Origin of the sequence: Candidatus Clostridium radicumherbarum, assembly GCF_045310525.1 — a bacterium.
Classification (GTDB): domain Bacteria; phylum Bacillota; class Clostridia; order Clostridiales; family Clostridiaceae; genus Clostridium_AT; species Clostridium_AT radicumherbarum.
Window position 1 is genome coordinate 1,009,835 of sequence record NZ_JBJHZY010000001.1, and the last position, 26,562, is coordinate 1,036,396.

22 protein-coding genes are annotated in these 26,562 nt (G+C 33.2%); 15 read left to right on the forward strand and 7 right to left on the reverse strand.

What is annotated here, in order from left to right; genetic code table 11:
* Positions 1–275 precede the first annotated feature (275 nt).
* Entirely contained in the window at positions 276–980 is a 705-nt protein-coding gene (locus ACJDUH_RS04915; protein WP_406764040.1) for a LysE family translocator, read from the forward strand.
* A 70-nt stretch (positions 981–1,050) separates the two neighbouring features.
* Here the strand turns inward: ACJDUH_RS04915 and uppS are convergent, their stop codons facing one another.
* Positions 1,051–1,692, reverse strand: coding sequence for a polyprenyl diphosphate synthase (gene uppS / locus ACJDUH_RS04920; protein ID WP_406764041.1), 642 nt, complete (start codon positions 1,690–1,692; stop codon positions 1,051–1,053).
* 265 nt (positions 1,693–1,957) lie between these two features.
* Between uppS and ACJDUH_RS04925 the strand changes: the two genes are divergently transcribed.
* The 10 genes from ACJDUH_RS04925 to ACJDUH_RS04970 all read left to right on the forward strand — a co-directional run bounded on the left by ACJDUH_RS04925 (position 1,958) and on the right by ACJDUH_RS04970 (position 15,711).
* On the forward strand, positions 1,958–2,866 hold the full coding sequence (locus tag ACJDUH_RS04925) for a Gfo/Idh/MocA family protein (protein WP_406764042.1): 909 nt from the start codon (positions 1,958–1,960) through the stop codon (positions 2,864–2,866).
* Between the two features lie 46 nt (positions 2,867–2,912).
* A complete protein-coding gene (locus tag ACJDUH_RS04930; protein WP_406764043.1) occupies positions 2,913–3,776 on the forward strand; it encodes a YitT family protein in 864 nt (287 codons plus the stop codon).
* 229 nt (positions 3,777–4,005) lie between these two features.
* Entirely contained in the window at positions 4,006–5,178 is a 1,173-nt protein-coding gene (locus ACJDUH_RS04935) for an NAD(P)-dependent malic enzyme (protein ID WP_406764044.1), read from the forward strand.
* Positions 5,179–5,203: 25 nt separating this feature from the next.
* On the forward strand, positions 5,204–6,172 hold the full coding sequence (locus ACJDUH_RS04940; RefSeq protein WP_406764045.1) for a 2-keto-3-deoxygluconate permease: 969 nt from the start codon (positions 5,204–5,206) through the stop codon (positions 6,170–6,172).
* A 127-nt stretch (positions 6,173–6,299) separates the two neighbouring features.
* A complete protein-coding gene (locus ACJDUH_RS04945; protein WP_406764046.1) occupies positions 6,300–7,904 on the forward strand; it encodes an ATP-binding protein in 1,605 nt (534 codons plus the stop codon).
* A 137-nt stretch (positions 7,905–8,041) separates the two neighbouring features.
* Positions 8,042–8,716 carry a response regulator gene (locus ACJDUH_RS04950; protein ID WP_406764047.1) on the forward strand — a complete coding sequence of 225 codons (675 nt, stop codon included), beginning with the start codon at positions 8,042–8,044 and terminating at the stop codon, positions 8,714–8,716.
* Between the two features lie 141 nt (positions 8,717–8,857).
* Positions 8,858–13,189 (forward strand): DNA polymerase III subunit alpha, encoded by a 4,332-nt coding sequence (gene polC / locus ACJDUH_RS04955; RefSeq protein ID WP_406764048.1) that lies wholly within the window; start codon positions 8,858–8,860, stop codon positions 13,187–13,189.
* Positions 13,190–13,275: 86 nt separating this feature from the next.
* Positions 13,276–13,635 (forward strand): iron chaperone, encoded by a 360-nt coding sequence (locus ACJDUH_RS04960; protein WP_406764049.1) that lies wholly within the window; start codon positions 13,276–13,278, stop codon positions 13,633–13,635.
* A gap of 91 nt (positions 13,636–13,726) precedes the next feature.
* A complete protein-coding gene (locus tag ACJDUH_RS04965) occupies positions 13,727–15,070 on the forward strand; it encodes an MFS transporter (RefSeq protein ID WP_406764050.1) in 1,344 nt (447 codons plus the stop codon).
* A gap of 68 nt (positions 15,071–15,138) precedes the next feature.
* A complete protein-coding gene (locus ACJDUH_RS04970) occupies positions 15,139–15,711 on the forward strand; it encodes a nitroreductase family protein (RefSeq protein WP_406764051.1) in 573 nt (190 codons plus the stop codon).
* A gap of 147 nt (positions 15,712–15,858) precedes the next feature.
* Here the strand turns inward: ACJDUH_RS04970 and ACJDUH_RS04975 are convergent, their stop codons facing one another.
* Positions 15,859–16,044 (reverse strand): hypothetical protein, encoded by a 186-nt coding sequence (locus ACJDUH_RS04975; protein ID WP_406764052.1) that lies wholly within the window; start codon positions 16,042–16,044, stop codon positions 15,859–15,861.
* 243 nt (positions 16,045–16,287) lie between these two features.
* On the opposite strand from ACJDUH_RS04975, the gene ACJDUH_RS04980 reads away from it, so the two are divergent.
* Both ACJDUH_RS04980 and ACJDUH_RS04985 read left to right on the forward strand, forming a co-directional pair.
* Entirely contained in the window at positions 16,288–17,046 is a 759-nt protein-coding gene (locus ACJDUH_RS04980; protein WP_406764053.1) for a LytR/AlgR family response regulator transcription factor, read from the forward strand.
* Positions 17,039–18,304 (forward strand): sensor histidine kinase, encoded by a 1,266-nt coding sequence (locus tag ACJDUH_RS04985; RefSeq protein WP_406764054.1) that lies wholly within the window; start codon positions 17,039–17,041, stop codon positions 18,302–18,304. Before ACJDUH_RS04980 ends, ACJDUH_RS04985 begins: the two co-directional genes overlap by 8 nt.
* A 9-nt stretch (positions 18,305–18,313) precedes the next feature.
* Here the strand turns inward: ACJDUH_RS04985 and ACJDUH_RS04990 are convergent, their stop codons facing one another.
* From ACJDUH_RS04990 to ACJDUH_RS05000, 3 genes are all read right to left on the reverse strand, one after another.
* A complete protein-coding gene (locus ACJDUH_RS04990) occupies positions 18,314–18,457 on the reverse strand; it encodes a cyclic lactone autoinducer peptide (RefSeq protein WP_406764055.1) in 144 nt (47 codons plus the stop codon).
* A gap of 66 nt (positions 18,458–18,523) precedes the next feature.
* A complete protein-coding gene (locus tag ACJDUH_RS04995) occupies positions 18,524–19,084 on the reverse strand; it encodes an accessory gene regulator B family protein (RefSeq protein WP_406764056.1) in 561 nt (186 codons plus the stop codon).
* A gap of 187 nt (positions 19,085–19,271) precedes the next feature.
* Entirely contained in the window at positions 19,272–21,035 is a 1,764-nt protein-coding gene (locus tag ACJDUH_RS05000) for a peptidoglycan D,D-transpeptidase FtsI family protein (RefSeq protein WP_406764057.1), read from the reverse strand.
* A gap of 171 nt (positions 21,036–21,206) precedes the next feature.
* On the opposite strand from ACJDUH_RS05000, the gene ACJDUH_RS05005 reads away from it, so the two are divergent.
* Complete coding sequence (locus ACJDUH_RS05005) at positions 21,207–22,343, forward strand: amidohydrolase (protein WP_406764058.1); 1,137 nt, start codon at positions 21,207–21,209, stop codon at positions 22,341–22,343.
* Between the two features lie 95 nt (positions 22,344–22,438).
* Here ACJDUH_RS05005 and ACJDUH_RS05010 read toward each other — a convergent pair whose 3' ends face one another.
* Positions 22,439–23,104 carry a carboxylesterase family protein gene (locus tag ACJDUH_RS05010; protein WP_406764059.1) on the reverse strand — a complete coding sequence of 222 codons (666 nt, stop codon included), beginning with the start codon at positions 23,102–23,104 and terminating at the stop codon, positions 22,439–22,441.
* 78 nt (positions 23,105–23,182) lie between these two features.
* Entirely contained in the window at positions 23,183–23,830 is a 648-nt protein-coding gene (pgmB, locus tag ACJDUH_RS05015) for a beta-phosphoglucomutase (RefSeq protein WP_406764060.1), read from the reverse strand.
* 332 nt (positions 23,831–24,162) lie between these two features.
* Here pgmB and ACJDUH_RS05020 point away from each other — a divergent pair, with 332 nt between their 5' ends.
* A complete protein-coding gene (locus ACJDUH_RS05020; RefSeq protein ID WP_406764061.1) occupies positions 24,163–26,445 on the forward strand; it encodes a glycoside hydrolase family 65 protein in 2,283 nt (760 codons plus the stop codon).
* Positions 26,446–26,562: the final 117 nt, after the last annotated feature.

Sequence of the window (26,562 nt, forward strand, 5' to 3'; positions counted from 1 at the left end):
GGGACTTTAAATCTATTTTATCTTTTCCATAATCATAAGTTAAAATTACTTGTATGGACAGGCTTGCAACCTCCATTATTTTCATTTAAACTATATCTATTATACCATTTGAACATAATAATTCCATTAATAAGTACCTTAATTAAATCTATGAGATAGATAATCGAGAATTTACTGAATAGAATTATACATTATGAATAATCGTTTTAGAATTTAGGAATTTTATAATTATAATGTACTCAAATATACTGAACACAAAAACTGGAGGAAAGCTAATGTTAAAGCTCTTTTTCAAAGGAATAATTATAGGTTTAATAACTGGTATGCCACTTGGACCAATTGGAGCACTGTGCCTTAGGACCACACTTGCTAATGGTGCAGCCTTCGGGATTGCCGCAGGCTTAGGTTCCTGCATGGCAGATTCTATATATGCAACCATTGCTGCCATGGGTATTACTGTAATTGCTAAGTTCATCGCAAGATATCAGCATTATTTTCGCATATTTGGTGGCTTAATTTTAGTACTTTTTGGCCTTCATGGTATTTTATCAAAAAAAGAAGAGATAAATGAGATACCAACTAGCAAGACATTAGCTAAGAATTTTATGTCAACTTTTTTGCTTGCATTTGCAAATCCATCTACAGTATTTTCTTTTCTTTTTGTATTTACGGGGTATGGTTCAAAAAATATTGGTCATGGTGTGTATCAAAGAATTATTTTAATATTAGGTGTATTTTGTGGAAGTCTTATATGGTGGATTATTCTTGTACTCTTAGCAGGAAGGTTTCATGAACATTTAAGCTTTAAAAAAATGTCCATTATTAACAAGATTCTTGGCGGTGCAATAGTTCTATCAGGTTTGGCTTTAATTATAAGTATTACTAATTATAAAAGGTATACAGCTCCAATCTATGTACATTTAAAACTATTCGAAAAGATTTTTCATATAAAATTTCCTGCGCATTTTAAATTGAAATAACTATTTTTATACTATTTCTACATGTCTCATATTTTAAGGCATGTAGTTATTTTTGCTTCCATTAATGCATTTAACCACCGAGGGTTATGTCCTGTTTATTATACCACTCTAATGCTTGATAGAAGTGACTTGGCTCAAAGTCTGGCCAATACTCGTCTATCACATAAAAATCAGCGTAAATTGATTGCACTGGTAAAAACCCGCTTAATCTCCTTCGGCCTCCCCAGCGAATAATTAAATCAATTCTTGATATATCTGAGGATTTTATGTTATTAATTACATTCATCTTATTATTGCCAGCCGTCTTCAGATTGCATAAGTCCCATTCCCATCCATAATTAACTAGAAAATTCACCTTCATTTTGCCAGTGCCAAAGGTTTGCCTTTTGGTGTAACTAGTCAATTCCTTTGGAAACATGGGAGATTCGCTGTTTCCTATTACCAGTAATGAAGCGTTTTCCTTAGCAAGCATTTTAACAGCATTAACACAGGCACTGGTAAAAGATTTTCTTTGAATTAATGGCCTCTTGTTATTATCTATTGTAAAACCATAATAAGTTATTTCCTTAACACCTATTTGTTCACATAGCTTAAAAAGAGCTAATCCTGGGTCTAATCCAGAGGCATACCCCTGTTCTTTATTCATTCCATTTGAAGCTGCCCATCTTCTATTTCCATCTGGGATAATACCAATATGCTTAGGTATTCGCATAAAAATCACCTCATGTTATCAATCATAAGATTTAATAGTAATTTCATTATTGGTATTATAAACATTAATCACATAATCTATCCATATGTTTGTAAAAATGGATGAAAAGGAAAAGGAAAAACCTTAAATTATTTCACGCATGTATAAAAATTGGTGACCTTTATATGTAGTGCATGATATAATTTTATGTATAAAAGAGAAAAATATTGCTTTAGCTGATACTAAAAGGGAAAGAATAATATTAAATATAATAAGAGGGATTGAAATGAAAATTGGAATTATTGGCTTAGGTGACATTGCTAATAAAGCTTATTTACCCGTACTTTCTGAAAAGGAAGGTATAGACCTGGTACTGTGCACAAGGAATACAGATACTTTAAATAGAATATCAAAAAAGTATAGAATTCCAGAGACAGCTAGAACTATAGATGAACTCATAGCTATAGGAATAGATGCTGCATTTGTAAGTACTGCTACAGATGCTCATTTTGAAGTAGCTGAAAAGCTGCTTATAAATGGTATAAATACTTATATAGATAAGCCTCTATCTATGAATTTTGATGAAACACTAAGAATTGTGAAGCTTGCAAAGAAAAGCGGTAAAATTGCAATGGTGGGCTTTAACAGAAGATTTATACCAAGGGTGAAAGAGCTAAGAGAACATGGTAAAGCAAATATAATAATTATGCAGAAAAATAGATATTCTCTACCAGATCATACAAGAAGGTTTATTGTAGAAGACTTTATACATGTGGTAGATACTCTTAGGTTTTTAATGGATACAGAGGTTAAGGATGTAAAAGTTGAGTGTCTTAGGAATGGTGAAATGCTTGAGAGCCTAGTAATACAGCTTGCGGGGGAAGGCTGCATCGCTATTGGCATCATGAACAGAAATGGCGGCGTTACAGAAGAAATAATTGAATACATGACTGGCCAAGATAAATATATAGTAAATAGTCTTGTTGAAACAACACATTATCACAATAAAGAGATAAACATAACAAAGTTTGGTGATTGGGAACCAACGCTTTATAAACGTGGTTTCTATCAAATAGTAGATCATTTTATAGATTGTGTAAAAAATAATAAGACCCCAGCTCCATCTATTGATGATTCACTAATCACTCATGAGATATGTGAAAAAATAGTTAGTTACATTGATGCAAGTGCTTAAGTTCATATAAATTAAAAAGAAATTATTTAATTTTAAGGGTACTATTATGCTGAAAAGTGAAATATTTAATAGACAAAATATAAAATATGCAGCCTTAGTTATTGCAGGATGTTTCATTGCCTCAATTGGCGTAAATATGTTTTTAATAAATGCAAAATTATTTAGTGCTGGACTGTCAGGTATAGCAATTTTGGTACAGTATGCCCTAAAAATTCCTGCTGGATACACTGTGCTCATAGGCAATATTCCATTACTTCTGCTAAGTTACAAGATGTTAAGTAAAAGGTTTACTTTTTACAGCACTCTTGGAACTCTTTCCTTGTCATTATTTCTAGTGCTTACACAAAACTTAACAAGTATAATATCAGGCCATGACACGCTCTTGCTTTGCGTTTATGGAGGAATATTAACAGGTACTGGCCACGGCTTAGCCTATGCAAATCATGGGTCTGAAGGCGGCATGGATATTGTAGTAATGCTAGTTAAAAAGAAATATGACAGCTTCGATGTTGGGCAGCTAGGGTTTATTGTAAATTGTGTAGTAGTATTTCTAGGAATGTTGTTAAATGGAATACCAGTAGCTTTATATACACTAATGAGTATGTATATATCTGGTTTTGTTACAGACAAAATCATACATGGATTGTCGAGGAAAAAGGTATTGCTTATAATTACTGATAAGGAGCAAGAAGTATGCAATTTTATTGAAGACTACAAGTTTCATGGAGCTGCTATATTAGAGGGTAAGTCACTTGCAGGCAATGAAAGAAAAGTAATATATTGTATAGTTCATGTATCAAAACTGCCAGCATTTAAATTTGGAGTGTTAAAAATAGATAATAATGCTATTATTTCAATACTTGATGCTTCCGAGGTAGATGGTCGAGGCTTTAATACAAATATACTATAAGATTTAAAAAATAAATGTATTTAATAATGAGGGTTAACTCTTAGAAGTTAATCCTTATTTTTTTATGCAAAAATATCTGAAAGGTTGTCAATAACATAACAAAGTATTCTTTATGACCACAATATATTTTTAAAGTTTAAAATATTCAAATAATAAAAAGTGGATGCTATTATTTATTCAAGCAAACGGTTACAAAATATTATATAAAAATTAAAAGGGGGGTTTAAAAATGAATTATTTTGAAGAAAGTTTAAAATTACATGAAAAGAATGTTGGAAAGTTAGAAGTAGTATCAAAAGTGAAAGTGGAAACAAGAGATGATTTGAGCTTAGCATATACTCCAGGGGTTGCAGAACCTTGTAGAAAAATTCATGAGGATAAAGAAAACGTTTATAAATATACAAGTAAAGGCAATACTGTTGCTGTAATTTCAGATGGAAGTGCTGTTCTTGGTCTTGGAAATATAGGAGCAACTGCTGGAATTCCTGTTATGGAAGGAAAGAGTGTTCTTTTTAAGGAATTTGGAGAAATAGATGCATTTCCAATTTGTATTGAAACTCAAAACGTTGATGAAATTGTAACCATAGTAAAAAATATAGCTCCGGTTTTTGGCGGAGTAAACCTAGAGGATTTTGGAGCACCAAGATGTTTTGAAATCGAAGAAAGACTTAAAAAAATTATGGACATCCCTGTTTTCCACGATGACCAGCATGGAACAGCAATAGTAGTTTTATCTGGACTTATTAATGCTCTTAAAGTTGTAGGAAAGAAAATCGGAGATGTAAAGGTTGTTGTAAATGGAGCTGGCGCAGCAGGAACAGCAATATCCAAATTGCTTCTTGCATCAGGTGTTAAAAATCTTTTAGCAGTTGATAAAGTAGGTATCCTTTACAGAGGAATAGAAAATGTAGATGATGCTAAGAAGGCACTTGCTGAAATAACCAATCCTAACAATGTAAAAGGAAATCTTAGTGATGCTATAGCTGGATCAGACGTGTTCATAGGCGTTTCAGCACCTGGAATAGTTACTCAAGAAATGGTTAGAACCATGGCTAAAGATTCTATAATATTTGCTATGGCAAATCCAACACCAGAAATAATGCCAAACCTTGCAAAAGAAGCAGGCGTTAGAGTTATGGGAACAGGACGTTCAGACTTTCCAAATCAAGTAAACAATGTACTTGCATTCCCTGGAGTTTTTAGAGGGGCACTTGATGTAAGAGCAAGGCAAATAAATGAAGAGATGAAAGTTGCAGCTGCATATGCTATAGCTGGTTATATCAAAGATGAAGATTTAAATGATGAAAACATCATCCCAAGCATACTTGATAAAAACGTAACCACAGTTGTTGCTAAGGCAGTTGCAGACGCTGCAAGAAGAACAGGCGTAGCTAGATTATAAATTAAAAATAAATGGAGGGGTAAAAATGCAAATTCCAATTAAGAAAACAATTGATAAAATTCCTGGCGGCATGATGGTTGTTCCACTTTTTTTAGGGGTATTAGTTAATACATTCTTTCCTAAGTTTCTAAAAATAGGTGGTTTTACAAGTGGATTATTTGGACCAGCTGCATCAACACCAATTTTGGCTTGTTTTATGTTTTTAATTGGTTCACAAATTCATTTCAAATTAGCACCAAAGGCATTAAAAAAAGGTGCACTATTAATATCAGGTAAATTTATAGTAGGTGCCGGTATTGGCATAATTGTAGGAAAAGTCTTCGGGCCTGCTGGAGTATTAGGTTTATCACCACTAGCGGTGCTTGCAGCATTAACAAATTGTAATGGTGGATTATATGCATCTCTAGCTTCACAGTATGGTGATGAAACTGATGTAGGAGCGTATGCACTACTATCTATAAAAGATGGTCCATTTTTTACATTAGTTGCCTTAGGTGCATCAGGACTTGCTCAAATTCCTTTTATGGCACTTGTAGCTGTATTAGTTCCAATTATAATAGGAATGATTTTAGGAAATCTAGATTCTGATATGAGAGCTTTCCTTGGTAGCAGTAAATTATTATTAATCCCATTCTTTTCATTCCCATTAGGAGCAGGAATGAATCTTACAACAATTGTAAAGGCTGGAGGTCCTGGTATACTACTTGGAATAATAGCTGCCTTTACTGGTATAGGAGCCTTTATACTTCTTAAATTATTTAAAGAAGAGCCTATAATTGGCCTTGCAACAGGGTCAACAGCAGGGAATGCTGTAGCAACACCAGCTGCGGTTGCAGCAGCAGACCCATCCTTAGCTGCAATAGCAACAATAGCTACTGCGCAAGTTGCAGCGTCATGTGTAGTATCTGCTATAATTTGTCCATTTATAGTTTCTTATGTATTCAAAGTACTTAAAAATAAAAAAACTAAAAAATTAAATAACGCTGTTGCATAAATATAAAAATTATTATTTATAATTTTTAGACAATAAGTTAAAATAAACACGGAAGAATATATTCCGTGTTTTTAACCTTTTTATTTACAAAACTTTAATTTGCATGTACAAGGCTTAGGTGATGAATATGAAAAAAGCAATGAAGCTTCAAACAAAGCTAACCTTATTGGTTACCGCAGTAGTGTTTGTTTCTATATCTATAATAATTCCATTTGTAGCCTCATGGATGACTGGAAATATTGAAAGCAAGGCTGAAACTAATATTATGAATGTAGCTGAGATGATAGCACATTCCAGTAAGATAGTTGATGCTCTGGAGGCTAAGGATCCTAAGGGAGTTATTGAACCTTATGTCAATATGCAGCTTAAGAATTTAAAACAGATTGAGTATATAACTGTAGCGGATAAGGAGGGAATTAGATATTCTCATCCAAATCCAGATATGCTGGGGAAAAAGTTTGTGGGAGGAGATGAACTTAGAGTAGTTCAAAAGGGAGAAACCTATATTTCTGAGGCTACTGGGACCCTGGGAAAATCCTTGAGAGCTTTTACCCCTATATATGATGAAAATAAGAATGAGATAGGTTTTGTCTCAGTTGGTACACTTTACAGCAGCATAGAAAAAGCTAAGCATACAGCTATTTTATATATAATTTTTATTAGCCTTGGCGGGCTTATGGTAGGGATAATAGGTGCTTTTCTATTAGCCAGTAACATAAAGAACACCTTGCTGGGACTAGAACCTGAGGAGATAACAAAATTATATAATGAAAAGATGGGAATTCTCGATGCCATTTATGAAGGATTAATAGCTGTTGATCATAGAGGAAAAATTACTCTTATTAATGATTCAGCCTTAAGCATATTGCACTTTGAAAATAGTATTAATAGGGATAAAATTATAGGAGAGGACATAGAAAAGGTTATTCCTAACACCCATCTAATTAATGTCATAGAAACAGGAAAATCTGAATTTGAAAATGAGCAGAGGATAAATGATACCATAATAATGACTAATAGAATCCCTATAATGAATAAAGGGAAGGTTATAGGAGCTATTGCAAGTTTTAGAGATAAAACAGAAATTACCAAAATGGCTGAGGAGCTCACAGGTGTTAAAAAATTGGCTTGGTCCTTAAGAGCTCAGAATCATGAATTTATGAATAAGCTTCATACCATTTCAGGACTTATACAGCTGGAAGAGTACCAGGAAGCTATAGAGTTTATATCAGATGTAGCAAAAGTAAGAAGTAATATAAGCAACATTTTAACAGAGAATATAAAAGATTCTTCTTTATCAGCTCTACTCTTAGCAAAGTATAATAAAGCTGAGGAAGCAAGAGTTAAGTTATTAATAGACGAAAAATCAAAGCTTACAAGGCTACCTTTGCATATGACTTCTGAAAATATTGTATCAGTTGTAGGAAATTTAATAGAGAATTCTCTAGATGAAGTTAAAAATGACGGCACTGGGTTTATATATATAAAAATAGTGCAAAATGAAGATTTCTTAAGCTTAATAGTAAGAGATAATGGGGGTGGAATTCCACCTCAGTATAGGGAGAAAATCTATGAGCAAGGGTTCTCTACTAAGGATGGTCAGCGCGGCCATGGTATGTACATTGTAAAAAAAATAATAGATGAGGCTAAAGGTACAATAAGTTTTGATGTTAATGAAGGGGTTAATTGGAATATAACCATACCAATGACTGGAGACCAAAGGTCTAAATGACCTTTGACGAGTAGGTTAAACTACTCAGAATGACCACTGAAAGGAGGTAAAAGCCCTAAATGGGCTTTTACGGGTAACTTGTGAACGGAAGTGAACATCTTAAGTTACCCAGTGTGACCACTGAAAGGAGGAAAAGAATGATTGAAGTAATGATTATAGAAGATGATCCTATGGTTAGGGAAATAAATACTAAGTTTTTAAAAAGAGTAGAAAGCTTTATTTTGTATAAAGCAGTATCTAATCTTGAGGATGCAAAAAAATATATATCCATTAAAAAGCCAGATTTAATATTACTAGATGTTTATCTTCCTAAAGAAAACGGCATTGACTTCTTGAAATGGATAAGGGGACAAGAATTAGATATAGATATTATTTTAATTACGGCAGATAAATCAATTGAAAGAATACAGGAAGCTTTAAGATATGGAGTTATAGACTATCTAATAAAGCCCTTTAGTTTTGAGAGATTTAAAGAATCACTTATTCAATTTAAGAGCAGGTTCTATGAATTTAAAAAAAATGATTCTTTTGAACAAAAGGTCTTAGATAAGTTAAAATCTAATCACAGCATATCTCAAAATGAAGATGAATTTGCAAAGGGACTTAATAAATATACCTATAGAGCCATATGGGATGAAATTGAAAAAAATGTTAATAATGATTTTACTGCAGAGAACCTGGCAGAAAAATTAGGCATAGCAAGGGTAACAGTTAGAAGGTATCTAGAATATATGGAAAAAGAAAATAAGGTAGATAAATTAGTTGAATACGGTAAGATTGGCAGGCCGCAATATAAATATCGTAAAATTTAATTGTTAAATAAATAAAAAGGATGTATGGGGTACTCTTTCATAAAATGTGACTCAATACATCCTTTTTGCTACATGACAAAAAATGTGCCTTCTTATATAATAATATCATACTAAAAATTTTGGGGAGAAGGTTAAGATATTATGAAAAGAATAAATGAAATTTTTAGTGATTATAAAGCAGGGAATAGTATAAATACTGCTGTTGTAGAATCTGTAGTCTTTAGTAAGAAAACTAAAGCATTGGAAATGAAGCTAAGCTCTGATAAATATATTGAGATAAAAGAATTTGAACCCTTTAATAGATTTATAAGAGAAAGGTTTAGCATAGAAGAGTCTATAATCACTGTAAATTATGCTGATGGAACAGATAAAAAGCCAATAGGCATGGAACTGAAAAATATTATTATTTCTCTATCTGGTAAATATCCCGCCTTAAAATCAGTGCAGAATAATTGCGAATATGAAGTTATTAAGAATACTATAAATTTTAATTTTAAAATAGCTGTTTCAGATTTTCTAAAAGCCATGGATTATGATAAAAAGATATATAATGCCATAAAAAGTTTATATGGCACAGAATATAAAATAAATTTTATTGATAATGTAAGCAGTGAAGAATTATTAAGGATGGAAGAGAAGACCCGTGCTAGTGAAATTATGCTGGTTCATAAGGAAATAGTGGATACTCCAAAGCTGCCAAAGGAAGTTACTGAAAAGAAAGTAGAAACAAAGACAGAACCAGAAGGTAAAAAAGGTGACTCATTACTCATATTAGGCAGAAATTCTAAAATTAAGGAAGCTGTAATTAAAATTACTGACATAACACCGGATGAGGGAAGAATTGCACTTGAAGGCGAAATCTCTAATATGGAGGCAAAGGAATTAAAAAGCGGAAAAACCTTAGTTTCCTTTGACCTCTATGACGGTTCAAGTTCCATGACCTGTAAGTCCTTTTTAAAGCCTGGCGAAGAGGAAGAGGTAATACCAAGACTTAAAAAGGCTAAAGGTGTTAAGGTATGTGGAAATGCAAGCTACAGCAAGTTTTCCGGAGAGGTTGAAATGATAGCAAATACTATTATAGAAACTGAAGGGATAAAGAAATTTAAGAGACAGGATAAGGCAGAGGTTAAGAGGGTAGAGCTTCACATGCACACCCAGATGAGCCAAATGGATGCAATGACCAGTGCTGCTGATTTAATTAAAAGGGCAATGAGCTGGGGCATGAAATCTGTCGCAATAACTGATCATGGAGTAGTTCAAGCCTTTCCTGAGGCACACAAGCTTTTAGGAAGAGACAATCCTGATATGAAGATTTTGTATGGAGTAGAAGCATATTTAGCCCCAGACAAAAGGTCTTCTGTAACAAACCTAAAGGGACAAAGTATTGATACTACCTACTGCGTACTGGATTTGGAAACAACAGGATTTTCACCTATAACTGAAAAAATTACTGAAATAGGGATTATGAAATATAAAGATGGAAAGGTAATAGATGAGTTTAGTACCTTTGTAAATCCTGAAAAGCCTATACCATTAAGAGTTGTTGAGGTTACTAATATAACTGATGATATGGTAAGAGAGGCTGAAACCATAGACAAGATATTTCCAAAAATGCTGGATTTTATTAAGGACAGTGTTTTAGTTGCTCACAATGCTGCCTTTGATGTAGGTTTTTTAAAGCATAATGCTAAGGTATTAGGCTATGATTTTGATTTTACCTATTTGGATACCTTAACTTTAGCACAGGAAATCTTTCCTGATTTTAAAACTTATAAACTAGGAAGAATTGCTAAAAACCTTGGCATTAAGGTGGAAGTTGCCCATAGAGCCTTAGATGATGTGGATACAACAGTTAAGGTGTTTAAAGTAATGCTTGAGAAGCTGAAGGAAAGAGGGGCAGTAAATCTTCAAGATATAGATATATACGGCTCTGATGAAGCGGCTAAAAAAGAGGAATTTAAAAAGCTTAAAACCTATCATGCAATAATACTTGCTAAGGATTATATTGGCTTAAAGAATTTATATAAACTAGTTTCCTATTCTAATTTAGATTACTTTTATAAGAAGCCACGTATATTAAAGAGTATGTATAAAAAGTATTCAGAGGGCTTAATTATTGGAAGTGCCTGCAGTGAAGGAGAGCTTTATCAGGCAATCTTACTTGGAAAATCTGATGAGGAAATTGAGGCTATTGCAGAGGGATACGATTATTTGGAAATTCAGCCTCTAGGAAATAATGATTATTTGGTAAGGACAGAGCAGGTACCTGATAAGGAATTTCTAAAGGAAATTAACAGAAAGATTGTAGCTCTTGGAGAAAAATTAAATAAACCTGTTGTTGCAACAGGAGATGTTCACTTTATGGACCCTGAGGATGAGATATACAGGCGTATATTAGAGGCAGGACAGGGCTTTAAGGATGCAGATAATCAAGCTCCCTTGTATTTAAAAACAACAGAGGAAATGCTTCAGGAATTTTCCTATTTAGGAAGGGAAAAAGCCTATGAGGTGGTAGTTACAAATACCAATATGATATCAGATATGTGTCAGCAGATTAGTCCTATTTCACCGGAAAAGTGTCCGCCTCACATAGATGGCTGCGAGCAGACCATTAAAGATATTGCCTTTGGAAAGGCTCATGAACTATATGGAGACCCACTTCCGGAAATTGTTCAGCAAAGACTAGATAAGGAGCTAGATTCCATAATAAAAAATGGTTTTTCAGTTATGTATATCATTGCACAAAAGCTTGTTTGGAAATCAAATGAAGATGGCTATTTAGTTGGCTCTAGAGGCTCTGTGGGTTCCTCAGTTGTAGCCTATATGACAGGAATTACAGAAGTAAATGCTCTGCCGCCTCACTACAGATGCAAAAGCTGCAAGTATTCAGACTTTACGGATTATGGACTTAAAAATGGATTTGACCTTCCAGATATGAATTGTCCGGTTTGCGGAGAAAAGCTGTCAAAGGATGGCATAGACATTCCCTTTGAAACCTTCTTAGGCTTTAATGGAGACAAGGAACCAGATATAGATTTAAACTTCTCAGGTGAATATCAGGCAAAAGCTCACAAATACACAGAGGTTATATTTGGAAAGGGAACTACCTTTAAGGCAGGTACTATAGGTACTATTGCTGAAAAAACAGCATTTGGTTATGTAAAAAAGTATTATGAGGAAAAAAATCGTACAGTAAGCAAGGCAGAAATCACTAGAATTTCAAAGGGCTGTACGGGTATAAAAAGAACTACAGGACAGCATCCAGGTGGAATTATAGTTGTTCCTAAGGGGAGAGAAATCTTTGAATTCTGCCCAGTGCAGCATCCAGCTGATGACCCAGATTCAGATATTATAACTACACATTTTGATTACCATTCTATTGATCAAAATTTATTGAAGCTTGATATATTAGGTCACGATGATCCTACAGTTATAAGAATGCTGCAGGATATTACAGGAGTGGATCCACAAAAGATACCCATGGATGATAAGGAGACTATGTCTATATTCTCATCCACAGAGGCATTAGGAGTAACGCCACAACAGATAAATTCTAAGGTTGGAACCTTTGGTATTCCTGAGTTTGGTACTAAGTTTGTAAGAGGAATGCTTTTAGATACTATGCCAAAGGCCTTTACTGATTTAATATGTATCTCAGGACTTTCTCATGGTACAGATGTATGGCTTGGTAACGCTAAGGACTTAATAGATGCAGGAATAGTTACCTTAAGTGAAGCAGTTTGTACAAGAGACGATATCATGATTTATCTTATTAAGAAGGGTCTTCCTCCCAATACAGCCTTTAAGATTATGGAACTGGTTCGTAAAGGAAAGGCTCTAAAGGATCCCGTTAAGTGGGCTGAATACGAGGCATTAATGAGGGAACATGACGTTCCAGAATGGTATATTGATTCATGTAGAAAAATAAAATACATGTTTCCAAAGGCCCATGCAGCAGCTTATGTTATGATGGCCTTTAGAATTGCTTGGTTTAAGGTACACATACCTATGGCCTACTACGCTGCATATTTCACCATAAGAGCAAAAGCTTTTGACTCAGAATTTATGATTTTCGGAAAAGAAAAAGTTAAGGAAAAGATGAAGGAAATAGAAATGATGGGTAATGGAGCCCCTCCTAAAGATAAGGATATGTATGATGATTTGGAAATTGTCCTTGAAATGTATGAAAGAGGAATTAGATTCTTGCCAATTGATTTATATAAATCTAATGCTACTAAATTTATAGTTGAGGAAGAGGGCTTAAGACCACCTTTTAACAGCATTGCAGGTATGGGAAATGTTGCAGCAGAAGGTATTTATAGTGCTGCTCATGAAGAAAAGCCACTAAGCTCTGTAGAGGATGTAAAAAAGCGTGGTAAGATCGGTAATGCTGGTATAGACTTACTTAAAAAGTTTGGCTGCCTAAAAGGCCTACCAGAAAGTGATCAATTAAGCTTCTTTGATTTTATCTAAATGGTAGATTATTTAAGAATTCTATAATGTAAACTTAAGAGGCAAAAGTAAATTAAAGTTTAAATTAGAATAGTGGAGGCGAAGTCATGGAGCAAGTAACCTGTAAAACTATAGATGAATATATTTTGCAATTTCCACCTGAAATTCAGGAGATACTTAATAATATAAGAAAAGTTATTAAAGAGGCAGCACCTAATGCTGAAGAAGTAATAAGTTATCAAATGCCTGCCTTTAAATTACAGGGAATCTTAGTATATTTTGCTGCTTTTAAAAAACATATAGGCTTTTATCCAACCTCTAGTGGAGTTGCTGCATTTAAAGATGAGTTGTCTAAATATAAAGGTGGTAAAGGTTCTGTTCAATTTCCTTTAGATAAATCAATACCTTATGAATTAATAAGCAAGATTGTAAAATTTAGAGTTAAAGAAAATATGAAAACTCACTAAAATCTAACTGAATTCATTAGCGCATAAAAAATTACCTAGCGGATAAAATTTAAAAGAGTAATAGATTAAGATAGAAGGTAGGGTAAAATAAATGAGCAATATTTCAGCAAGAATTGAAAGATTACCTGTTACACCAATACTTTGGAAAGTTCTGTTCCTAACAGGTATAGGCTGGTTGTTTGATGCTATGGACCAAGGGATGGTTGCTGGCGTCATGGCTGCTATTGGCAGGGATTGGAAACTTACTCCCGCAGATTTAGGGCTGCTTGGCAGCGCGTCAGCAGTTGGAATGGCTATTGGTGCCGCTGCTGCTGGCATGGTTGCAGATAAATGGGGGAGGAGAAGTGTTATTACATATACCCTTTTGTTATATGGTATAGCCAGTGCACTTTCAGGTTTCGCTCCTAATTTTACGCTACTAATTCTATTTCGATTTTTAACGGGTTTAGGTCTAGGTGGTGAACTTCCAGCTGCATCTACTTTGGTAAGTGAATTTTCACCTGCCAAAGCCAGGGGTCGAATGGTTGTTTTGCTTGAGAGCTTCTGGGCTTGGGGATGGATTGTCGCAGCTTTAATTGCTTATCTTTTGATTCCCCTTTATGGCTGGCGCATAGGATTTATTTTGGGAGGAGTTCCTGCACTTTATGCTGCCTTTTTGAGAAAAGGAATACCTGAGTCTCCTAGGTATTTGGAGCAAAGAGGAAACTTTCGAGAAGCTGATAAAATTGTAATGCTTATGGAGCAGCAGGCTGGAATAAGCAATAATGAAAGAACTGAAGAAAGAGAAATTGTAAAAGAGAATTCTAGCATCTCATTTTTGGATCTGTTGTCGAAAGAGTATGTTAGACGTACCATTGTTCTGTGGATTCTGTGGCTAGGTATTAATTTTGGCTATTATGGGTTTGTTCTATGGACTCCTACACTTCTTGTGGGAAAAGGGTTTAGTCTAGTAAAGGGTTTTGAATTTACATTAATTATGTGTATTGCCCAATTACCTGGATATTATAGTGCAGCCTATTTAATAGAGAAGATTGGCCGCAAAGCAGTTTTAGTAGTTTACTTAACAGGTACTGCTTTATCTGCATACCTTTATGGTCAATCTGCATCAGTAGCAGCTGTCCTTGTTTTTGGCTGTTTATTATATTTTTTTAGTCTTGGAGCTTGGGGAGCGGTGTATGCTTACACTCCGGAAGTCTATCCAACAAAGGCTAGAGGAAGTGGCACTGGTTGGGCAGCCGCTGTTGGCCGTATTGGTGCCATAGCTGCTCCTTATATAGTTGGATTAGTGTATGAGTCTAATGGCAAAGAGGCTGGCTTTACCTATGTTTTTATTATGCTAACAATAGTTTTTGCTTTGGTAGCATTGGTCATGGCAATAGCAGGTATTGAAACTAAAGGATTAACTCTTGATGAAATCAATGTTAAATCTAAATAAGGAATAAGTAATTAATGAAGTCCGAAGTAATATTACAAATATAACGTACTTAACAGGGGGGAAAGAAAATGGATGTTTTAGAAGCAATTAAAACTAGAAGATCTATAGGCAAAGTTAAAGATAAAGAAGTAGCTAAGGAGCTTATAGAAAAAATAATTGAAGCTGGAACCTATGCTCCCAATAGGTATCTTACAGAGCCTTGGAGATTTTTTGTTATAAGGGGTGAAGGAAGAAACAGTCTTTCAAGGGTAATGGTAGATATAGTAATGGAGTCAGGTATTGATATAGTAAGTGAAGAGGGAAAAAAGAAGTTAGAGAAAGAGAGTAATAAGCCTTTTAGAGCTCCTGTTATAATTGCAGTTGCTGCAGAAGTAACTGAAAATGGAAAAGCCTTGAGGCTTGAAGAAATAGGAGCTGTAGATGCTGCTATCCAAAATATGCTGCTGGCAGCTCATGGACTTGGCTTGGCTGGGTATTGGAAAACGGGAAAAGCATGTTATGCACCTAAAATGAAGGAGTTCTTTGGTCTTAAAGAAAAGGATGAAGTTTTAGCATTCATATATTTAGGCTATGCCGACATGGAAAAGAAACCACCTCATAAAAAGTCTCCTAGTGAGTTAACAAAATGGATAGACAAATAATTAAAATAATGATGTGTATATGTAATTATACATTGATTATTTACCATAATTTGTGATATAATAATTAGGTGAGCGGATTGCGGGACTATGCAAATTTGCTTATGAAATTAGATAATTGTGCTTAGTGCAATAGGAAGCTTGGCAGAGCTACTTATTGCCTTCTTTTTTGTCCAGATTTAATGTGATTTCAGAGGAAAACTCGTCATTTTTAACAGTAGTTTTTGATTGGAACAAAGCTTTCATTATCTCCTGCCTATAACAGAAACAAAACAGCATAGCAACAACACCTAACATTGTGACACATAATATGGCAGTAATAAAATTTAGATTCACAAAACCACACTCCTTTTATAAATTTTTGTTCAGGTGCAATCCGCTCACTTTTTTAATAGGGTAAGAAATGATATGTTCTGCAATTTAATAGTAGCACATATTTCATTAGAATAATTAAATAATTCACAAAAGCTCCAATTTCTGTCATTAATTTCAACTTAATTTAACAACGCGCAGGAAGGTATTCCCAAAATTATATAGAATACTTATATAAGGACAAATCAATAGGGGGATGATAACTAAATGTACAATATATTAATTCTAGAAGATGATTGTATTCAGTTGAAAACCCTGTCTAATATTATTAAACAATCAGGCGATATGTATAAGGTTTATGAAGCCAAAAGTATTTATGAAGCTTTTAAAATTGCAGACCAGGTAATGATTGATCTTTTCTATATAGATATTAATTTAAAAACTGAATCCGGCCTTAGATTTGCTAAAGAAATAAGGAAAAAAGAAGACTATAAATTAACTTGGATAATATTTGTAACGATTTATAAGGAGTATATGCTTTCAGCCTTTAAGAAAATCCATTGCTATGATTATATTATAAAGCCTTACAATGAAAAGGACATTCAAAGAATAACAAAGACTCTGCTATTTGAAAGTAAGTCACAGATTGCTGTTACAGATATAAGAGAAAAATTTATAATAGTCAATGTAAAAAACATTCAGGTAAAAATATTTGTTGATGAAATAATTTTTGTTGAAGTATTTATTAGAACATCAATAATTCATACCATTAACGGATCCTTCATAATAGATTATTTATCTCTTAAAAGATTACATTCAATGATCGATCATAAAAATATTCTTCAAAGCCATAGATCTTATTTGGTAAATTTAAAATATATAAATAAGATTGAGAAAACTAATGATAAAACCTCTTTTAAAATCCACTTTTATAATACTGAGGAAACTGCATTATTAGGAAATAACTATAAGAAGTATATAATGGATAGGTTCAATAATGCTGAGGGTGGGGATAAAAATGAGTGATTATAAGATATTTATACTTATAATTCTTGAAGTAGGAAGCTTTATGCTGCTTTGGAACATGATTAATAGAAAATATGAAAAGAGGTTCTTAAAAAGTGCTATAATCGTGATTATTACATCATTAGTAGTGATACTAACAAATTATATTTATCCGCCCCTACAGTTTTTTATAAACTATCTGTTTTTATTTATAGCTATTAAGCTAGTATTCAAAAAGGATATTAAATATTTATTATTAGAGTTTGGCTTGATGCTTGCCATTTTCGGTATAATGCAGCTTGCTTTAATTATTCTCTTAAGATTAGCAGCTCCAACTTTTTTTGCTAATGATGATTTCATGCCTTATTTTATTGCAAACCTAGCATGTATGCTTATTAGTTTTTTTATTTATAAATATGTATCTTATAAAAAATTATTAATTTTTTTTAAGCAGGAAAGTTCTAAAATATATTTCTTTTCAGTAAATCTTCTCATATATATAGTTATTGCAAAGTGGGTTTGGAATTTTAAAAAATATGAATTTTTAGATGAGATTGCTTTGTATCTTGTTATTCCAATAATATTTATTTTAGCAAATTTATTTTTCCTTGAAATTCATATGAAAAATAATGAAATTAAGAAGTCATTGGAGGAATATAAAAAATACTCTCCTGTAATTTCAAAATTATTAGAGGATGTTAGAGGAAGACAGCATGATTTTAAAAATCATTTAAATACACTATATAGCCTTGTTCTAACAGCTGACGAAAAAACTTTGAAGAATACTATATCCCAATATATGAATTCACTTAATATTTCTTTAGAGAATATGGAAAAGGTTCTTCAAACAAACAATGCTGTGGTTACTGCAATTATCTACAATAAAATAAATGAGGCAACAAGATATAATATTGAGTTTAAGTACATTATTCAAGGAGATTCTGAATTTCCTTTTAAGGATTTTGAGCTTTCAGAGATTTTAAATAATCTTCTAGATAATGCCTTCGAAGCTGTTCTGAATTCAGAAAGTAAGTTGAAGAAAGTATTTTTGAATATAGGACATTTCGAAGAAGACTGTATTATTGAAATAGGGAATACTGGAGAACGAGTAGAATTTAATGATATCGGAAAGATATTTAATGCTGGTTATAGTACTAAAGGGGGAGAAAATCGCGGCTATGGACTTTATAACGTAAAAAAGATAGTTGACTCTTATGGAGCAAGAATTCAACTATCCTTTGAAAACAACTATACAATTTTCAGCATTAAACTAACATAACATATGTAATTATTCTTCTTTTAAAATTTCTGGAATTTCAGGTTCTCCTAAAAATAAAAAGGAACCGTACCATGGATATACAAATGAAGTTACAGTGAGACAAAGTGCACATAACATAGATTTTCCCTTGAAACTCTTAACTAATTTTTTCATAAATTTTCCTCCTTAAAATATTAAACATTTAGTGGCTTAACATAGAAGACAAGCTACTAGTTAAAGCTATATCTTCTTTTTAGCTAGTACAAGCTGTATATTTTGCATGAATATAGTGCTGAAGCCGCAGTTAATATATGGTGTACTTTCTAAAAAGAATAAAATGATTGTCCATAAAGTTACAAATAGTGCAGCTGTAAGCTTATACTGCAGCTTTATTTTAGAATCTTTTATTGGTCTTCTTACGCTGCAGATAGGAGCCCTTACTAAAGCTATCACTAAACTAAATATTCCTATAAGCAAATAGCATATTGTTGGAAGTCTGGGCATTAAAGGAGCCAGTACACAGGTGCACATAAAAAGCAGGATTGTCAGAAGTAAACAATTTAAAGCTCCTGTTACATGCACTCCGCCAGCAAAAATTCTTATAGACATCAGTATTAATAGAGAGAAATAGAAGTACTTCTCATTATGTATAAAATTAAAGAGTAGTATTAGAGAAACAATTTTAAAACCTTCACTTAAAAATATACTTAAGCCATACTGTATTCTTGCTCTATCTTTAGCGTTGTCGTAGGCATCGGTACAAATGAAGGAAGTAAGCTGCAATGCAAGCTTGTCTATCATTTTAATGCACCACCTGTATAGCAAAACAATAAATTTAAAATATATTCTTTTAAAGAAGCTTCTTTATATAATGATATGAATTGTGTTATGAATTTAGTACAAATTATCTTTAATTTGTTACTATTAAATCACGGAAAACAGTTAAAAAATTAAAGGCTGTGGAAAATTGGTTACCACAGCCTTTTAACTATTTAATTGTAATATAATTAGAAATTCCAGTGAATAATTCTTTAGCTACTGGTACAGCAGTTTGTGCTGCAAAGTAGTTTGAGGAGTTTGGTTCATCAATAGTAACGATTAAGGAAACAACAGGATCTGAGGCAGGAGCCATGCCTACAAAGGATGAAACATATTTTCCTTCTTGATAGCCTCTCTTATTTGAATCTACACGTTCAGCAGTACCTGTTTTCCCAGCAATATGAAAGCCATCAATGTAGGTAGCAACAGCAGTACCTTTAGTAACAACTCCTTCTAAATAATTTCGCAGTTTTGCTGAATTTCCTTCAGTCATAACTGTTTTTTTACCCAAATCCGTAAACTCATCATCTACGACTCTGTTATCCCCATCTTTATGTTCGATATCCTTCATTATATGAGGTCTTATCCAGGTACCTCCATTTGCAACTGCATTGAAGGCAGCCATAAACTGTACTTGTGTTAACGCTACTCCATGACCGAAGGACATAGTTGCAAGATCAACTGGACCTATGTTATTTAAGTCTTTTATTATACCAGAACTTTCTTTTGGTAAATCTATGCCAGTTTTATCACCGATACCAACTTCCTTTGAGTAATTATATAGGTTGTCTTTTCCTAATTTTTGAGCTAATTCAATGAAACCAACATTACTTGAATTATTAAGTATGTCAGAAAAAGTTTGAATTCCATGATTCTTTTTATCGTCGTCATAAATAGTTGTATTTGCTACCTTAATGCTGCCTGTATCATTAAAGGTGTCACCATCTTTTAGAGCATTATTTTCCATAGCAGCAGCTGAGGTTATAACTTTAAAAATAGAACCTGGTTCAAAAATATTTTCTACAGATCTATTTACCCATTGCTCTTGTGGATTTTTATTTGCTGAAGTTACATTATTAGGGTTATTAGGATCAAAATCAGGCTTGCTGGCCATTGCCAATATTTCACCGTTTTTCGGATTCATAACCATTATACTTACTGAAGTTGCATTATTAGCTTCAAGAGCATTACTAGCTGCTTTTTCAGCAAGTTCCTGAATACGTTCATCTATTGTAAGTGCAACATCTTTCCCATTTACAGGCTGTACTGAGGTTTCAGTATCTGGAAGAACATTACCTTTAGCATCAAGCTGCAATTTTTGAGATCCTTCGATTCCAGTCAAAGCTTTATCATAACTTTGTTCTACGCCGGAAATGCCCTTTCCTTCAATATTTGTTAGACCTAACACCTGTGCAATAAAGTTTTTGTTCGGATAGTAGCGTTTAATATCTGAAGACACAATAATTCCATTTAATTTTAGTGCTTTAATACTGTCAGCAGAAGGCTTTTCAACCTGTCTTTTTAAGGAAACAAATTTCAATAAATCCCCTGAATTATCTTTACTATTAAGCTTTTTTAGAATATCATTTGTGTTCATATTTAAATAATTTGCTAAATTTTTTGAAATTTCATCAAGATTTAAGTTTTTATTTTTTATAGTTGCCTGTAGTAAACTGGGGTCAGCGTCAATCCTATATACATCTGCACTTGTAGCTAAGACTTGTCCATTTCTATCAAGTATATTACCCCTTTTAGGATCAAGTGGTATCTCGTGAGTTCTTTGACTCACAGCCATGGCTTTGTAAGTACTTCCTTTTTCTACCATGATATATAATAATCTGCCCATTAAAAGAAGGTAAAAAATAGTTAGTGCTGAAAATATAAAGAAAAGCCTGCCTCTTTTACCCATTTTTTTATGTACTTTTTTCTTCATCAATGCATCACCATTATCATTAGTTTTTGAATTAATTTATATTATTTAGTATATCATGAATGGGCTGCTAATCAATAGAGTATGTATAGTAATTTCTGTGTTATACTGTTAAAATTAATATGAAATTAATATTTTGACATTATTATCAACTTATATAAGGGGGCTAAAGAAATGATCTTAATTAAAAATGGTAAAATTCTAACTATGGCAGGGGAGCCAATAGAAAGTGGCCAGATCTTAGTGAATAATGGTAAGATTATTGCAGTTGGCAATAGCGCAGCAGCACCTGATGGCTGTGAAATTATCGATGCAGATGACGGATTTGTTATGCCCGGCATTATTGATGCTCACTGTCACATAGGTATGTGGGAAGACGGTGTTGGCATTGAAGGAGATGACGGAAATGAAATCACTGATCCAGCTACTCCACAGCTTAGAGCTATAGATGCAGTAAATCCGCTGGACAGATCCTTTGTTGAAGCTTATGAAAATGGAATAACCTGCGTTTGTACAGGCCCTGGCAGTGCCAATGTCATAGGAGGGCAATTTACTACTATTAAGACCAAAGGTACAAGAATAGATAATATGGTTCTCCAACAAACTGCAGCAATGAAGGTTGCCTTTGGAGAGAATCCTAAGAGATGTTATAATGCAAAAAAACAGGCACCATCCACTAGAATGGCTACCGCTGCTATTCTAAGAGAATATCTTCTTAAAACAAAAAATTATATGGAAAATAAAGAAAAGAGTTCAACCTTTGACATGAAGCTTGAAAGCCTTATTCCAGTTGTTAAAGGGGAACTAAGCGTAAAAGCACATGCTCATAGAACAGACGATATTTTCACAGCTATACGTATTGCAAAAGAGTTTGGATTAAAAATGACAATAGAACATTGTACTGAGGGACATTTGATTGCAGAGGAACTTGCAAAAGAGGGACTTCCCGCTATAGTAGGACCAACTTTTGGCACTAGGGGCAAAGTTGAGCTTAAAGAAAAATCCTTTGAAACTCCAGCGGTGCTTCATAAGGCAGGGGTAAAAATCGCTTTAATGACAGATCATCCTGTAATACCTGTACATTATCTTCCACTTTGTGCTTCATTAGCTGTTAAAGCTGGGTTGGATGAAGAAACTGCACTTAAGGCAATAACTATATACCCTGCAGAAATACTTGGAATTTCAGATAGAGTAGGTTCTCTTGAAGTAAATAAAGATGCAGATATAGTTGTTTTTGACAAACATCCATTTGATGTACAAGCTAAAACCACTTGTGTATTAATAGATGGTGAAATAGTTTTTAAAAGGTAATTTATGTATCCTGACCTCTTTATTAAAGAATGGTCAGGATACAATTTATTTGAAATTGTGTAACTATATTTCTAAAAATTAGATAAAAATATTTATTATTTTATTTTTTTTTGATTTAAAAGCCAGCTATAGACTTCTGGATTTTCGTAGGTTAAAGACCAAGAATCATGGCCAAGATCTGGGTATACAGTGAATTTTGCATTATTGCCAATTGCCCTTAAGTTATCTATTATAGCTTTAGTTCCCTCTATTGGTACTACCTCGTCTTTTGCACCATGAAAGGCCCACACGGCAATATCTTTAAGATTAGATATCTCTTCGTCATAACATGCATTCCAAGGTCCGCCACAAATAGGTAAAATAGCAGCAAATTTTTCAGGATGCTTACAAGCTAGTTTCCAAGCTGCAAATCCACCCATACTAATGCCAGTAAGATAAATTTTTTCAGGATCCACAGAATAATTTGAGATTATATCTTCAATTAGCAAATTTAGATCTTCCGTAAGCTCAGTTAAGCAAACACTAGAGGGACATTGAGGGGAAATAGCTATAAAAGGAAAATCCTTACCCTGTGAAATTAGTTTTGGAATGCCGTGAAGTTTTAACAGTTCTAAATTATCCCCTCTTTCACCAGAACCATGTAAAAACATAACTAATGGGAATTTAACATCCTCATTGTAATCTTTTGGAGTATAAAGTAAGTAATTTAAATTTATTTTTTTGATGATAGTTTTACTAAAGTTATATGTGTTTTCTAACATTATATATTCTCCTCACATTAATGTATTAGCCACTTAAAATTAGTATAGTACAAGTGAAATACCTTTGCTAACTAAAGTTTAAAATCTCAAAATATCCAAATTTATATTTTCAAAACCAGAGATTACCTTATTAGCTTCTTTTAAAGTCTTAGGTGAACCTACACCTACAGCGTACATATGGGCTCTATGGGCAGCTTCAATTCCTGCAATAGCATCTTCAAAAACAACACAGTTTTCTGCGGTAACGCCTAGTATTTCTGTACCTTTTACGAAAACTTCCGGATCTGGTTTTGCATTAGTAACCATATTACCATCTATTATTCCATCAAAATATTCAATAAGATTAATTCTTTTTAAAATGGTCATAGCATTTTTGCTGACAGAACCAAGACAGGTCTTAATTCCAGCTTTTCTTACTGCTATTAAAAATTCTTTAACTCCTGGCAGTATTTCAGATTCATCCATTTTTGAAATATACTCTACATACCAGTTATTTTTCTTTTCTGCTAAAGCAATCTTTGTATTATCATCTAAATTTTCTCCTCCAATCTCGAGCAGAATTTCAAGGGATTTCATTCTGCTTACTCCCTTTAATCTCTCGTTATTTTCTTCCGTAAATTGAAAACCTAATTCATTAGCTAATTTCTTCCAAGCCAAATAATGATATTTAGCGGTGTCAACTAATACACCGTCCAAATCAAAGAGACATGCCTCAATTTTTTTCATTTTGTAATCCTCCTAGATTTAATGATTAATAAGTAAATAAATTATAACAAAAATGTTTCCGAAACAAAAGCAATGAATTTTCGCGAAAATAATAGTAAACAACCGAAAAATAATTATTGTTTGCCTAAAATCAGCTAATTTTAGCTTTGTAATTGTTTTCGGTCTTATATTACAATAAACCTGTAGAAAACAATCACGAAAATTTAGTAATTTAAAACAGTAAATAAATATATGAAATACAACCCAAATTGGACTTTAAGGGTGAGCTTAAGGGTAACAGTAAGTGATCTCAAGTTTACCAGAATCACGTATTAAAGATGGAGGATGAGGCAATGGATTTATTATGGAATATAGTACAAGAAGGATATAATTCAAAAGAAAATCGAAAATATGAGACATTATTTACCTTAGCCAATGGCTATAAAGGTTTAAGAGGAGCTTTTGAATTTTCAAAACTAGGTGATAGAGGAAATTTAATAGCAGGAGTTTTTGATAAAAATACTGCTCAGGTAACTGAGATAGTAAATTGCCAAGATCCATTACCCTTAAATATATATGTCGAAAATGAGTTAATAGATTTAGATATTTGTGAGGTCTTAAGCTATAGGAGAAATCTCAATATGAAAGAGGGAATCCTAGAAGCTTCCTTTAAGGTTAAAACGAGAAAAGGAAGAATAGTAAGTATAAGTTCAGAAAGGTTTTTAAGCAGAAATAATGTACATAGATGGGCTGCAAAATACACTATTTTACCGGTAAATTTTTGCGGGAAAGTATTTGTAGAAAACATGATAGATGGAACTATGACAAACAGCACCTTAGATCCTGTAAATATAACTAAGCACTTTGAAGTAAAAAAAATAGTAGATTTACAACCTGGTATAGCATTAGAAAGTAGCACTATAGATAAAGGAATAAAAATTATAGAAGGTAGCTACGTTACAGGCATAGGAGAAAGTGGTAATCTCCTAAAAGAAAGAAAGTATAATCAATTTGGTGAAAGAGTAAGAGAGTTATACCAAGTATTTGCTGAAGAAGGCAAAGAATTTACTATATATAAATTTGGTGCTACCTATACTTCAAGAGATACTAAAGGCTGCTTAAATACTTTATTAAAGGAAGAAATAAACGCATTCATATATGATGGATATGAAAAGGAAAAGATAGCCCACATTAAAAAATGGAATACAATATGGCAGGATATAGATATTAAAATTGAAGGTGATGATGAAGCACAGACTGGATTAAGATTCAATTTATTCCACTTAGTAGCATCTGCTTATGAGGGTGATGAAAAGGTTAGCATAGCTGCTAAAGCGCTTCACGGAGAAGGCTATAAGGGTCATGTGTTCTGGGATACAGAAACCTTTATGCTGCCTTTCTTCATCTATACAAGACCGGAAGTTGCAAGAGCACTTCTTATGTATAGATATAATACCATAAACGGAGCAAGAAAAAACGCATCATTAAATGGTTTTAAAGGGGCTCAATTTCCTTGGGAATCAGCAGATGAAGGAATAGAGGTTACTCCTAAATGGGGAGAAGACTATTATGGAAATCCTGTTAGAATATGGACTGGGGATATAGAATATCATATAAACTCAGATATAACATTTGGTATTTGGGAGTATTACAGAACTACTGAAGATAAGGATTTCTTAGTAAATTATGGACTTGAAATGTTCCTTGATACAGCTAAGTTCTGGCAAAGCAGAGTTGAGTATAACAAAGAAAAAGACAGATATGAAATAAGCAGAGTAATAGGACCTGATGAGTTCCATGAACATGTAGATAACAATGTATATACTAATTATCTTGCAAAGTGGAGTGTTAAAAAATCCTTGGAGCTTGTTCAGTGGATTAAGGAAGAAGATGAAGTAATATTTAATAAGCTTTGTATTAAGCTAGGCTTAAACAACAAGGACTTGGAAGCCTGGGAGAATATACAAAACAAAATGTATATTCCTAGAAGTAAAGACGGAATGCTTATAGAACAATTTGAAGGATATTTTAATTTGAAGCACTACCCAATAACTGAGCATGATGAAAATGGAATGCCAATATGGCCTGATGATGTTAGACTTGATAGACTGGGGGAAACTCAGCTTATAAAGCAGGCAGATGTAATAATGCTTATGCTGATGCTTAGGGAAGAATTTGATGAGGATACCAGGAGAGAGAATTATAGGTACTATGAAAAAAGAACAATGCATAAATCTTCATTAAGTCCGTCTATGTATTCAATAATGGGACTTTCAGTAGGAGATACACAAAATGCGTATAGATATTTCATGAAAGCTATAATGACTGATTTAGATGATAATCAAGGAAATTCAGAGTTAGGATTGCATGCGGCTAATACTGGAGGAGCATGGCAGAGTGCTGTATTTGGCTTTGGCGGCTTAAGCGTAGATAAGGATCAGAAGCTTAATCTTAACCCATGGCTGCCTAAGGAGTGGAAAGGAATAAGCTTTAACATAAATTGGAGGGGAAGCATACTAACCATTTCCGTAAGAGAAAAAGAGATTGAATTAAGCTCTACAGGAGATATTGAACTTAAGGTTTATGGCAGAGACTATAACCTAGCTCAAGACACTAGTACTATAGTTAAAAGATAACTGCGTTTTTAACTAAACTGTACTAATAGATATAATAGAATTTAAAGTATTTATTACAATTTTGAAGACATAATTAAAAGTAATTATTGTGTTCATAAATAAAATCTAGGAGGATTA